We start from the raw sequence: 12,584 nt of genomic DNA, 5'->3' as shown, positions 1-12,584 counted from the left end.
TTATTGGCCACCATACTGCATTTTGCACAAAGCATGGTACATGCCCTGTTGAGCGAGCAGCTGCTGATGTTTGCCCTGCTCTATTATTTGGCCTTTATCCAACACATAAATACAATCGCAATGCTCAATGGTGGACAAACGGTGAGCAATCACAATGGTGGTTTTGTCACGCATTAACTCTTGCAAGGCTTCTTGGATAAAACGCTCAGACTCAGTGTCTAGTGCCGAGGTGGCCTCATCTAGGATCAGAATTGGCGCGTCTTTCACGATTGCACGGGCAATGGCGATACGCTGACGTTGCCCCCCCGAGAGCATCATACCGTTTTCACCGATCATGGTGTTTAAGCCATCCGGCAAGTCTTTAACAAACTCCCAAACATGAGCTTGCTTAGCGACTTTTTCCAACGCTTCAGGGCTTAGCGGCTGCGTTAAGCCATACATAATATTATTGGCGATGGTGTCGCTAAATAGCACCACTTGCTGCGAAACGATGGCAAATTGCGCACGCAAATCAGCTAACTTGTAGTGCTGAATATCTACGCCATCTAATTCAATCACGCCGTCATCAATATCATAGTATCGCGGTAATAAATTCGACAGGGTCGACTTCCCCGAGCCACTGCGCCCGACCAGAGCAATGCTTTGTCCTGCCGCGATATTTAGGCTCATATCAGCAATGACAGGCTCGTCTTTACCTGGGTAGGTGAAAGTTAAGCCTTTGATGTCGATATTGCCCTTAGCGCGTTCGATGTTAAGCTCGCCTTGGTCGCGCTCTTTGTCTAAATCTAAAATACTGAATACACTGTTCGCAGCAGAGATCCCCCGCTGCAAATCACTGTTGACGTTGGCCAATTGTTTTAGTGGCCGTAACATCATCATCATCGAGGTTATTAACGTCACAAAAGTGCCTGATGAAATTTTATCGATCATTGATGGCATGGCGACAATCGCTAAGATCACCGCCATGGCACTGGCGGCAATAATTTGGATCACAGAAACACTTAATGCTTTGGTGGCATCCATTTTGACCCGTTGCTGGCGATTATGATTATTAACGCTGGCAAAGTGGGCAATGGTTTTATCCTGACCGCCAAAGCCATGAATGACCTTATGCCCTGACATCATCTGCTCGGAGCCCTTCGTCACCTCGCCCATGGCATCTTGGATATTTTTTGAGATTTTTTTAAAGCGCTTTGAGACCACAGTCACAATTACCGCAACCACTGGCACAATCACCAAAAAGATCAAAGATAACTGCCAGCTGGCATAAAACATGGTGATCAATAAAAACAGTACAAAGGCCCCTTCTCGGATCAACACCTGCAATGCACGGGTAACGGCCTGCTGAACTTGCTCAGTATCAAAGGTAATTTTTGAAATCAGTTCGCCATTCGAATGTTGATCGTGAAATGACACCGGTAAATACAGCATATGCTCAAATAATTGCTGACGAAGCGTTTTTACTACCTGTGAACCAACATAAGATAAACAGTAGGAGGCCATATAGTTGAATACACCCCGTCCTATCACCAAGGCAATTACCACAAATGGCGCTAGTTTCAAGACATCGCGATTGCCTGCGGTTAAGCCCTCGTCGATAAAGGGGTCCATCAAAGCAACAAAGGAGGCGTCCATCGCGGCATAGCCTATCATACCCACTACTGCAAAAATGGCTGCGAGCTTAAATTCTTTCACATAACTAAAAAGTCTAGCGTATATTTGTCTGTCGGTTGGTTGCATTGCCAGCCTCTGTTGTTCTGGTTAAGCGATATTGTAACTTTCAAATCAGCAAAACTGAATGAATTATCTGAGAAACCAGTGATTTTCCTTGTTTCTTGCTCGCTCTACCACCACTTTGTCGTTATAAATCGCCACACGGATATGGCCATGTTGGGCGGTATCGTGAATTTTTATCTGCCTTTGCCTGTAGCGTTGCAATATTTCCATTGCAGGTATCTCCCATGGCGAGTGAAAGGCACTGGAAAAAATAACCTGAGTGGGAGAAACTGCATCAATAAAGGCTGCGGTTGACGAGCTTTTACTGCCATGATGTGGCGCTAGGAGAATGTCCGCAGCTAACTTATGCTGTTGCCGCGCCACTAAATCTTGCTCAGCTGCAGCCTCTATGTCGCCCGGTAGTAACACGGTAAAGGTGCCGTCGCTAACCCGCAGCACACACGAATTGTTGTTGTCGTTGTTACTTTGCTGCGCTCGAAAGCTGCTAAGATGCAGAGTACCGAAGTGCAGCTGGGTTTGCTGACAAAGTGTTGGCTGTGGCTCATGACCATGAAAATAAGCGAGTGAGTTACCGTTATCGTACGCTTTGAGCTCTGTGAGTCCGCCATTATGATCGCCGTCATCATGGCTAATAATGGTGTGATGCAGTGCAATGTTATTGCGCACTAAATAGGGTTTAATGACAAACTCAAACATCGAATAAAAGCCAAAATATTTTGCGCCAATATCATACAAAATGCCATTTTTCTGCTGACTGATCAGTACCGCTGTGCCGTGACCGACATCAAAAAAATCAACCTGCCAACTTGGCTGGGGTCTCACCAGCGTAAAAACCATATAACAACTCAGTGGTAGCAAAGCACAATAATGGCGAAACAGCCAAAGCAGCAGTAACGACAGATAACACAGTGCCACTAATTGAGCATCAATACCACGGCTCTCAAGCCAAGGATACGGAAACTCAGCTAAGCCTGTTAGTAACCAAGCAAGGCCTTGGTCCAGCCAACTAAGCGGCCAATGCAGTTGCAAGTAAAATCCCAGTATTAGCTGCAGTAACAGTGCCGGAAAGAGCAGCACAGAAACCAAAGGGATCACCAACAGATTCGCAAACAGTGCAATCACGCTGAATCCAGCGAAATAAAAGAGGTTTAGTGGCATTAATAGAACAAATAGCATTGCTTGGCAAAGCAACAGCAAGCCCCACTTTTTGCCGCCATGTTGCCACATGGTTACCGTAGCCAGTAATACAGCAACCGCAATGAAGGAGTAATAGAGACCTGGGTTTAAGACAGCAAAAGGGTTAAAAAATAATACTGCAGTTAAGGCGTACAATAACACTTTCAGTGATGACATGGGCAAAGCAAAGGTATAGATAACAACCCCACAAGCTGCCATAAATAACGCCCTTGAGGCTGAAACACTGTAACCACACACCACCACATAAGCTGCACTTAATAGTAACGCAAACAGTAAGCAAAACTGATGCAGGTTAACCCGCTGAGAAAGTACGGGTTGCACACAGTAGCTGACTAATTTAATGATGGAAAAAGCCAGCATAAAGACAATGCCAATGTGCAGCCCTGAAATGGCCAATAAGTGACTGAGCCCCAGCTCACGAAATTGTTGTTTGTTTTGGTAGTCAACTAAGGCGGTATCGCCGGTGAGCAATAAATAGTATAACCAGCCGTAGCGGAATGACGCCATGATACGGGCTACTTCAACACGATAGTCCTGTCGCCAACTCCGGGTGTTAAGTACCCTAGTCACGCTAGTTATGCTGCCTTTAAATAACACCCTTTTGCGAAATGCATGTAATTCAGGGTTAAAAAGTCCGATATTAATGCGGCTGCGAAAGTGTCTTAATTTGGCTGTTAAAGTGACTTGATCACCAGGGGTAACCTGCTGTTCAGGTTGTTGACTGTAAAGCTTTGCCAGTGAAGTTCGCCACCAAGGTAATGGTTTTTCAGCAATGGCGGCTACATCGACCAGCCACGTTTGTCCTGCTGGTGAGGTATCGACCTTAACTACAGTGCCAACCACTTCAGTGGTTGCTGAGCCTTCGATAACGTTAAGATCATGGTGATAAAAAATTACATAATGGGCCAATACCACCAAAATGCCTAAAATAAACCCTGCCAATATGGTGTAAAAAAGCTTAGAATAACGGCCTAAGAGATACAGGCTTAGGCAGGCAAACGCTGTCCTCCAATTATCGAGGAAAAAAACGCCAAAACAGCACCCTAGGCATACTCCTAAGCAAATTAGAACTGACGTAGATGGCAGCTGCAAATGGCGAAAAAAACGATTCAACGCTTTTTACCCGATCACAACAAAATCAAGCAACAGAAATCACTTAAAATTTTTGGTAGTTTGTTGCACGATGCCAACCTCTGGCATTTAAATCGCCGCTCGGCGCGTGGCGCTTTTTCGGTTGGGTTATTTTTTGCGTTCATCCCTGTCCCCTTTCAAATGGTATTAGCAGCGGCTTTAGCGATTCCATTTCGCGTAAATTTACCCCTGTCTATTGCCTTGGTGTGGATCACCAACCCACTGACCATGCCACCAATCTTCTACTGCTCTTACATTGTTGGTGTGTTTGCTTTAGGCCAAGAGCGCCAGCCGTTTCATTTTGAAGCCAGCTGGGAGTGGCTAGCGCAAAGCTTGTCTACCATTGGCCCGGCGTTTATTACTGGCTCCTTAATCTGTGCCAGCATAGCTGCCCTTGTTGGCTTTTTTGGTATCGACTTCTTATGGCGTAGATCAGTAAATAAAGCTTGGCAAGGCCGTGGTCAAAGTTAATACCAAGTTGCTTAATTCAGTGAGCTATAAGCATAGTTCAGTATAACTAAAAACATAAAAAGCCCCGATGGGCTTTTTTTGTTTTTTCTGAGCAAAGCTATTTGCGTCTGCGTCTTAACATAACCAATGGCAGGGCCAATAGGCTCAACCACGACCAGCTCGCAGAGCTACGCTCGTAGGTTTCAGCTTCCGGTGCAGTACAATCTTCTACTTCACCACTAATAGGGGTAAGTAGTACTGGCAAACTCACTGACTCATACTCAATCTCACCGTTACTGTTGGTTTCAACTTCACCTAAGCTGTTGCGTCTTTCTACGGTTTTGGTGGCAATAGCATAAATTTTGTTGTCATCGGTAATTTTCACCGCTTCTGCGACTGTATAAGGGAAGTCATCGCTACGACAAGGCAACAGTGTATTGAGGTTGATGGACGCCTCTGTACCTATCTCGTAAACAAAAGCTTCACGTCGACGGTTAGAACCACTTTTTTCAACCTCTGCCTGACCAATAACAAAGCCATTGTTATTGATGTCAGTTATTTTGACTTCCGCTCCCTCAAAGTAGCTTGGAATAGTATTGTAAGTATCAGTTTGGGTATCGTAGTAAAAACCTACAGTATCGAGAGGGGTTCCAGTTCTTAAGTTTTTCCGTCCAACAATGCCAACTACGACGCCATTATCATTGACATCAATAGCTTGACTATACTCACTATAATATTCAACTTCTTTTATTCTTTTGCTCTCGCCATCTTGGTATATAACCGCTTGTTCATAACGTAGCAATGCATCATCGCTTTGTCTGCGAGCCGGCGAGTAGCCAACTGCCAAGCCGTTATTATTTACTGCCATGGCAATGCTCGAGTAGGTACTGTCGTCGTCTTCATCTGGAGTAAAAGCCAAGCCTAAATCAACCGTATCAGTTACTACAAAATTGTTGTCTAACGTCCACTGATAAGCGCGTAGCTGATAAATATTCCCTAGCCTTTGTATACATACAGCAATGGGCTCATCCACACCGTCACAGTTTTCGTCAATCGACTCTTGGGCATTTTGTGATAAGGCCGTAGAGCTTTGCCCAACCACAATATAACCACCGTTTGGCAATTGAGTAATATCGGTGGCTTTGGCAATACCACCGTACTCATTGGTCTCTGGCAATAACTCAACACGCTCACCGGATGGTGCAATCACAACACCTCGTTGGCTCCAATCACGAACAAAGTAAGTTTGCTCTTCATCTTCCCCTTCTGGAGTAAAAGTGACTTTCTCAAATGGAGCACTGCCCCAAGCAGCAATAGCACCGTCTTCAGAGACACTGGTCAAGAAATTTTGTACCGAGCGGGTTAGGCCCTCGTAGTCTGGCGACTGCTGATCAAATACAACAAACTCCTCGGCGCTATTGTTGGTAAAACTCAATGAGATAGAAGTAATTACCCGCTGGTATTGAAACGAAGAAACTGTTTTTCTAGCGCCCAAGAATGACAACATAAAAGCATGCGCCTGAGCATCAGTGTTAGCAGCATTGTTGTTTTCTATATCCGCTAGCGTGAAGGTGATTTCTTCATCAATATTTTCTAAGCGATCCTTGAAGCTCTCGTATTCGTTTTTAATGTCGTTATCTTCAAAGTCAATATACGACACATCAATTTTCACACCAAACAGGTTAGAAGCATGACCAATAATATCGCCAGCTTCGTTGGCGTCGGTTATATAACTGTATTTACTGTTATCGTGGCGAGGTAATTCAGTTAGCTGATACGTAGCAGCCGCTGCTTGTTGTGAAAGCGCAACAGCGACACTCGCGGCTAAAAGTTTAAATTTCATCTTAATCCTTACTGCTGATTTTGCAATGCTTCTAATTCTTCCCAGCGTTCAAACGCGGCTTCCAGATTCGACTCGAGCTCAGCCAAATGGTTCAATGCACTATGGGTAGTTTCTTGGTCTTGTTTAAAGAAGTCTGGATCGCTGACCAGTTCTTGTTGTTTGCTTACCGCCTCTTCAAGTTCCTCTACTTTACTTGGCAGAGACTCTAATTCAAGTTTTAATTTGTAACTGAGCTTATTAGAGCGCCCACTAGCAGGGCTCTTTTTGGCAGTAACCGGCGTTTGTTTCTGCTGATGGGCTTTTTCAGCTTCTTTGCGTTGCGCGTCACGTTTTTGTTGGTAACGCTCAAAGTCACTGTACCCACCGATTATCTCTGTCACCTGACCATTGCCCTCAAACGCCCATACAGCGCCACAGGTATTATCAATAAATTCACGGTCGTGGCTGACAATCAATACGGTGCCCTGATATTGGTTTAGGATCTCTTCTAATAGTTCCAAGGTTTCGATATCGAGGTCGTTGGTCGGCTCATCCAGTACAATAATATTGGAGGGCTTCAAAAACAGTTTTGCCAGCAGTAGACGGTTCTTTTCACCACCCGATAAGGCTTTAACCGGGGTACGAGCTCGAGCGGGCGGAAATAAAAAGTCTTGCAAGTAGCCCAGCACATGACGCGAACGCCCGCCCATCATCACTTCTTGTTTGCCCTCTGCAACGTTGTCTTGTACCGTTGCTTCTTCATCGAGCTTCTCACGGTACTGATCAAAATACGCCACTTCTAGATTAACGCCTTGCTTCACTTTGCCCGCATCGGCAGCAATATCGCCAAACATAAGCTTTAATAATGTGGTTTTGCCAGCACCATTGGGCCCCACCAAACCAATTCTATCGCCGCGCATCACAATGGTCGAAAAGTCTTTGACAATCTGCTTGTCACCAAACGCTTTATTGAGCTGCTGCGCTTCAAATACTAACTTGCCAGAGCGGTCGGCGGTTTCAATATTGAAATCGGTTTTACCTTGTTGTTCGATGCGCTGTTTGCGCTCGTTACGCAAAGCTTTTAACGCCCTTACACGGCCCTCATTGCGCGTTCTCCGTGCTTTGATCCCTTGACGGATCCAAGCCTCTTCTTCGGCTAGCTTTTTATCGAACAAAGCATTTTGCTGCTCTTCCACTTTTAAGTCGTGGGCTTTTTGCTCAAGGTATTGGGCGTAGTTGCCTGGATAAGAAACCAGTTTACCGCGGTCTAAGTCAAGAATGCGCGTGGCCATGGCACGAATAAAGGCACGGTCGTGAGAAATAAACACGATGCCACCTTTAAATTCCTTAAGAAATTGCTCCAGCCAAATAACGCTTTGCATGTCCAAGTGGTTGGTGGGCTCATCAAGTAATAATAAATCCGGGTCGCTCACCAGAGCTTTGGCCAATGCCACCTTGCGCAGCCAGCCACCAGAAAGCGATTCTAGGCGCATATTGGCTTCAAGCTGTAGTTGACTTAACACCTGCTTTATCCGCGACTCGAAGCGCCATGCGTCTTCCGCTTCAAGGCGTTGGGTTAAGCGCTCCAGTTGTGCCATCAGCTTATCCGACTGATTGTTTTGCAGCTGCTCACTAATATCATGGAATTCAATCAGTAACTCTGCCGCTTCTGGTAAACCATTGGCGACATAATCAAACACGGAGCCATGGGCCCCTTTTGGCGGGTCTTGTTCTAAGCGTGAGACTTTTAAGCTGCCAACTCGGTTGATTTCACCATCGTCCAGCTGCACTTGACCATCTAATACTTTTAACAGGGTCGATTTGCCAGCGCCATTGCGTCCGACAATACACACCCGCTCACCTGACTCAATCACAGCATCGGCGTTGTCCAAAATTGGATGGGAGCCAAATGCCAGCTGAGCTTTCGCTATACGAATTAAGTCCATACTAATTTAAAAATTCTTGTAATTGTTGGGTTGAAAACGGCCATCCCAGCTCGGCATCATCGCGGCTTCTTTTTACTACTGGAATGCTAAATTGATATTTTTCCACATGCGCAGCGTCCTCAGTGATATCAATCAGTTCAATTTCTGCTTCTGGCAGCTGCTGAATAAGCATCGCAAGGGCTTCTTCGCACAAGTGACACCCCTCTGTGTGAAATAGCACGCATTTAGTCATGTTGTATCAACCAACTGTTGTGAATTTGTTTATTCCGTTTAAAGTCCGGCGATAGCGTTTGCTTGGAAAACTCTTGTGCCTTAAGCCCTAACGCCGCTAAGCCCATTTCGTCTATTTTAAAGCCACGCTTATTATTTGAAAACAGCAAGGTACCATTGGGCGCTAAAATTTTCTTCACCCAAGATAGCAGTTTTAAATGATCCCGCTGTACATCAAAGGCATCGGCCATGCGTTTTGAATTTGAAAACGTTGGTGGGTCGAGGAAAATAAGATCATACTGGCCATGGGCATGCTCTAACCATTTAAGACAGTCGGCTTGCTCAAAACGAAAGCGTGGGTTCTTGAGCTCATTCAAGGCAAAGTTTTCTTCTGCCCACTTTAGGTAGGTCTTTGACATATCCACCGTGGTGACAGATTTTGCATCACCAAGGGCAGCATGAACCGAAGCTGTGCCAGTGTAGGCAAAAAGGTTTAAAACTCGCTTACCATTGGCGTGTTGCTGGATGTATTTGCGCGCTAAACGGTGGTCTAAGAAAAGCCCTGTGTCTAAGTAATCGAACAGGTTTACTTTGAACTTAGCACCATACTCTTCGACGATTTCGATGCGGTTTTGCTTGTCGAACGCCTTGTATTGTTCTTGCCCTTTTTGGCGCTGACGCACCTTAACGGCAATATTTAGCGGATCAATATCTAATTGCTCTGCGGTTAAGGTAATGACATCTTGCAGGCGCTTTTGCGCCACATCGTCGGCAATTTCTTTAGGTGCCTTGTATTCAAAAATCACCGCGCTGTCGTTATAAACGTCTACCGCCACATTGTATTCAGGAATATCCGCATCATACAAGCGATATGCATTGAGGGCTTCTTTTTTAATCCATGACTTCAACGCTTGGTGATTCTTTTTCAAACGGTTCGCAAAGGCTTTCGACCCCTCGAAATTTAAGCCGTTACTTTGGGCGTTCTGCTGTACCTGCATTTCGTTCATTTCATACAAATTAAGCAAGACATCCAATGGCCCGTTTTTAAATTTGTATGACTTTTTCCGTGCCAGCTTAAGCACTTTCAGCAAGCTTTCTTCGCTGGCCAGAAGCGCCAAGTTCCAGTCTTTATAATGTTTTTTAAACGCTTGGCCAAGATTGCGGTATAGGGTGATGATTTCGGCCATCCCACCTAAGCGCTCACCATAGGGTAAGTTACTCAGCACAGTACCTGGCCTTTTCGCTGCTGCAGTTAAGTTATTGGCATCGACGTTTTTAAACTTAATGTGTGAGCTCACTCCTGCACGCTCAGCATTGCGTTCGGCTATGCTGAGCACCCTGTCATCAATATCGCTGCCAATGAGCCAAAGATTTTTTTCGTTAATTTGGCTTTTCAGTTCCGCTTTTAGTTCGCTGAATTTACTGCTGCGAAAGCTTGGCAAGCGTTTAAACGCAAAGTCTTTGTCTAAGTTCGTAGGTAAGTTTTGCGCCATGCCTGCGGCTTCAATCAGTAAGGTGCCTGAACCACAACACGGGTCGTATAACGGCTTACTGGTGTCTTGCAACCAACCACTGCGACTCACCAAAGCGGCCGCTAAATGCTCACGAATAGGTGCCTTGCCTTGCTTATCACGATAACCACGGTCAGATAAACGCGGGCCAGAAAAGTCAATATAAAGGGCACAGCCTTGTTTCGTCAGTTTGGCAATAATGCGAATGTCCGGAGTTTGCTTATCGACATCTGGCCGTTGTTCGAATAAGTCATTGAAATAGTCAACAATGGCGTCTTTTATCACTAAGCCCGAAAATTGAGTATTTTTCAGTGCGTGGTTAGTGCCATTAAACTCCACAGCAAAGGTTTGTTTAGGACTAAACCAATCTTGCCAGGCTTGAAACCGCACAAACTTATATAATGAGTCTTTGTCGTTGACATCGGCTTGGTCATCAATTAACAGCATCACGCGAGTGGCAAAGCGCGTCATCATGCAAAACTTTTGTACTGCTAAGTTAGCCCCAGTAAACTTTACTGAACCGACTGTTTGTTTATTAATTTCAAAGCCATAGCTTTTTAGCTCATCAACCAGTAGCTGTTCAACGCCAATAGAAGTAAGTGCGATAAATTGCAATGTTAAAACCCTTAAATTTCAATTACCGGCAGTATAACACACAAGTTATACCAATTCGCTTAATTAAGTTGTCTATTTGAGCCAAGAAAACCCAATTGATAACTCTACAAAAACTTTCTATTTGTTTGTTCTATAAAAGAAATTTTTTCGCCGTTAGCGTCAAACTTATTCCCTAAATTTGCACAAGCAGTCATGTCGATTGGGAGCTAGCGGGGATATTTACTACCGTGATTAAAGCAACGTAGGTTAGTGAAGTTGCAGCAGCGAATGGTAAATAAAATCAAGGTAAAATGGTCTAGGCGCTTTGGTGCGCTTTTTGCGAAACCAATAGCGGCGCGAGACGATCGTTCAGTACTTTTATGGCTTGAAATTGCTCTAGTGCAATGCCGTCATCAAGCATAAAACCATCATTCAAGTTTAAGCACAGGCTGGCTTGGTGATCGTGTTCAATGATCAGGAAATCGCCCTGACTGAGTTTAGACTGCAGGCTGATGACTGCTTCGGTAACGGCTTGTTCACCCTGATAAGGACGGAAGAACCAACTTTTTGCTTGCATGGGTTGCAAATGAAACTTAGCCGCAGTGGCATTTAACGCGATTTGACAACAGCGCGGTTCACTCCATACACCAAAGCCACATAAGTAGGTAAAGACGCTTTGATAGAATTCCGCTTCATTGAGGTTAAAGTTGGGATTAGCAGCAGAGTCTTCTGTTAGCTGGCGGACACGAAACGGCGTACAAAGCACGAGCTCTTCGCCTAAGTCAATCATTAACCTATTTCGTTCTTGGCAGCGTATCCATTGCCACTCTTTTGACGCCTGCAAAACTCACTCCCACTTACGTGTTATTGTTGTTCCCGTAAGTGAGAGTATAACGCGAAAAACGCAATGATAAAATTTTTTATAATAACGTTTTGTTTTTGATCATTTAGTTATATGAACGATCATTATAAGGCATCAACGATCTTTTTGATCAAACTTGGTCCTTCATAGATAAAGCCCGTATAGACTTGAACCAGATCGGCACCAGCGCTGAACTTTTCTTGTGCCGCCGCAGCACTATCAATGCCACCCACTCCAATAATAGGAAGTTTGCCAGCGGTAATGCGTTTAAATTCAGTCACCACATGGGTTGATTTTTCTCGCACCGGCCGGCCAGAAAGGCCGCCGGCTTCATCGCCGTACTGCATTCCCGCCACGGAATCTCGCGCCAGTGTTGTGTTTGTTGCAATAACGCCATCGATGCGATTATTCACCAACGACTCCGCAATTTGATTTAATTGCACGCTGTCAACATCCGGGGCAATCTTCACCAACATGGGTACCGATTTATTGTGCTTTGCGATCAGATCCATTTGTTCATTTTTAAGGCTTTGTAAAAGATCGTCTAAGGCTTCACCATATTGTAGATCTCTTAACCCTGGCGTGTTCGGTGACGAAATATTCACGGTAATGTACGAAGCATGCTCAAACACTTTTCTCATGCAGTGAATGTAATCATCTTTGCCCTGCTCGTTTGGCGTGTCTTTGTTTTTACCTATGTTAATCCCCAAAATACCATCGTATTTGGCTGCTTTAACATTGTTAACTAGGTTATCTACGCCTTTATTGTTAAATCCCATGCGGTTAATAATGGCATGGGCTTCTGGCAAGCGGAATATTCGCGGTTTGTCATTACCCGCTTGTGGTCTCGGTGTCACCGTCCCTACTTCGATAAAACCAAAGCCCATTTGAGCAAAGGCATCAATACATTCGGCGTTTTTATCTAGGCCTGCAGCTAAGCCAACTGGGTTTTTTAATTCAAGGCCAAGAAAATTAACTGGTTTATCAGCCACTGATTGCGACCATGCTAAGCTCAACGGAGTATTGGCAAAGCGGCGAAGATTGCCAAGGGCAAAATCGTGGGCCCACTCTGCATCTTTATTAAACATATAACGACGCGCAAGATCGTAAAACATGGAAGCTCC

The 12,584-nt window shown here is 44.9% G+C and carries 9 protein-coding genes; 1 reads left to right on the top strand and 8 read right to left on the bottom strand.

Going from position 1 to position 12,584, the window contains the following annotated elements; translation table 11 throughout:
• Entirely contained in the window at positions 1-1,740 is a 1,740-nt protein-coding gene (gene msbA / locus R3P39_RS05710) for a lipid A export permease/ATP-binding protein MsbA (RefSeq protein ID WP_336566206.1), read from the bottom strand.
• A 63-nt stretch (positions 1,741-1,803) separates the two neighbouring features.
• Complete coding sequence (locus R3P39_RS05705) at positions 1,804-4,026, bottom strand: DNA internalization-related competence protein ComEC/Rec2 (RefSeq protein WP_336569247.1); 2,223 nt, start codon at positions 4,024-4,026, stop codon at positions 1,804-1,806.
• Here R3P39_RS05705 and R3P39_RS05700 point away from each other — a divergent pair, their 5' ends adjacent.
• Positions 4,027-4,536 (top strand): DUF2062 domain-containing protein, encoded by a 510-nt coding sequence (locus R3P39_RS05700; protein ID WP_336566205.1) that lies wholly within the window; start codon positions 4,027-4,029, stop codon positions 4,534-4,536. It abuts the gene before it with no gap.
• A 97-nt stretch (positions 4,537-4,633) separates the two neighbouring features.
• Here the strand turns inward: R3P39_RS05700 and R3P39_RS05695 are convergent, their stop codons facing one another.
• The 6 genes from R3P39_RS05695 to pyrD all read right to left on the bottom strand — a co-directional run bounded on the left by R3P39_RS05695 (position 4,634) and on the right by pyrD (position 12,575).
• On the bottom strand, positions 4,634-6,358 hold the full coding sequence (locus R3P39_RS05695; protein WP_336566203.1) for a DUF3466 family protein: 1,725 nt from the start codon (positions 6,356-6,358) through the stop codon (positions 4,634-4,636).
• An 8-nt stretch (positions 6,359-6,366) separates the two neighbouring features.
• On the bottom strand, positions 6,367-8,283 hold the full coding sequence (uup, locus tag R3P39_RS05690) for an ATP-binding cassette ATPase Uup (protein ID WP_336566202.1): 1,917 nt from the start codon (positions 8,281-8,283) through the stop codon (positions 6,367-6,369).
• 1 nt (position 8,284) lies between these two features.
• A complete protein-coding gene (locus R3P39_RS05685) occupies positions 8,285-8,515 on the bottom strand; it encodes a glutaredoxin family protein (RefSeq protein ID WP_336566200.1) in 231 nt (76 codons plus the stop codon).
• Positions 8,508-10,619 carry a bifunctional 23S rRNA (guanine(2069)-N(7))-methyltransferase RlmK/23S rRNA (guanine(2445)-N(2))-methyltransferase RlmL gene (gene rlmKL / locus R3P39_RS05680; protein ID WP_336566198.1) on the bottom strand — a complete coding sequence of 704 codons (2,112 nt, stop codon included), beginning with the start codon at positions 10,617-10,619 and terminating at the stop codon, positions 8,508-8,510. The genes R3P39_RS05685 and rlmKL overlap by 8 nt, the downstream gene beginning before the upstream one ends.
• Positions 10,620-10,914: 295 nt before the next feature.
• Complete coding sequence (locus tag R3P39_RS05675; RefSeq protein ID WP_336566196.1) at positions 10,915-11,442, bottom strand: cell division protein ZapC domain-containing protein; 528 nt, start codon at positions 11,440-11,442, stop codon at positions 10,915-10,917.
• A 122-nt stretch (positions 11,443-11,564) separates the two neighbouring features.
• Positions 11,565-12,575 carry a quinone-dependent dihydroorotate dehydrogenase gene (gene pyrD, locus R3P39_RS05670; RefSeq protein ID WP_336566195.1) on the bottom strand — a complete coding sequence of 337 codons (1,011 nt, stop codon included), beginning with the start codon at positions 12,573-12,575 and terminating at the stop codon, positions 11,565-11,567.
• Between the last annotated feature and the right edge of the window lie 9 nt (positions 12,576-12,584).

The sequence above is a fragment of the Pseudoalteromonas sp. UG3-2 genome, assembly GCF_037120705.1.
Classification (GTDB): Bacteria; Pseudomonadota; Gammaproteobacteria; order Enterobacterales; family Alteromonadaceae; genus Pseudoalteromonas.
Note: the sequence above shows the minus strand (reverse complement) of the source record. Positions and strands in the feature narration are given on the sequence as shown.

Bases quoted from the DNA above. Each gene is read 5' to 3' on its own strand.
- msbA (WP_336566206.1), bottom strand. From the start codon at position 1,740: ATGCAACCAACCGACAGACAAATATACGCTAGACTTTTTAGTTATGTG.
- R3P39_RS05700 (WP_336566205.1), top strand. From the start codon at position 4,027: ATGGCGAAAAAAACGATTCAACGCTTTTTACCCGATCACAACAAAATC.
- R3P39_RS05695 (WP_336566203.1), bottom strand. From the start codon at position 6,358: ATGAAATTTAAACTTTTAGCCGCGAGTGTCGCTGTTGCGCTTTCACAA.
- uup (WP_336566202.1), bottom strand. From the start codon at position 8,283: ATGGACTTAATTCGTATAGCGAAAGCTCAGCTGGCATTTGGCTCCCAT.
- R3P39_RS05685 (WP_336566200.1), bottom strand. From the start codon at position 8,515: ATGACTAAATGCGTGCTATTTCACACAGAGGGGTGTCACTTGTGCGAA.
- pyrD (WP_336566195.1), bottom strand. From the start codon at position 12,575: ATGTTTTACGATCTTGCGCGTCGTTATATGTTTAATAAAGATGCAGAG.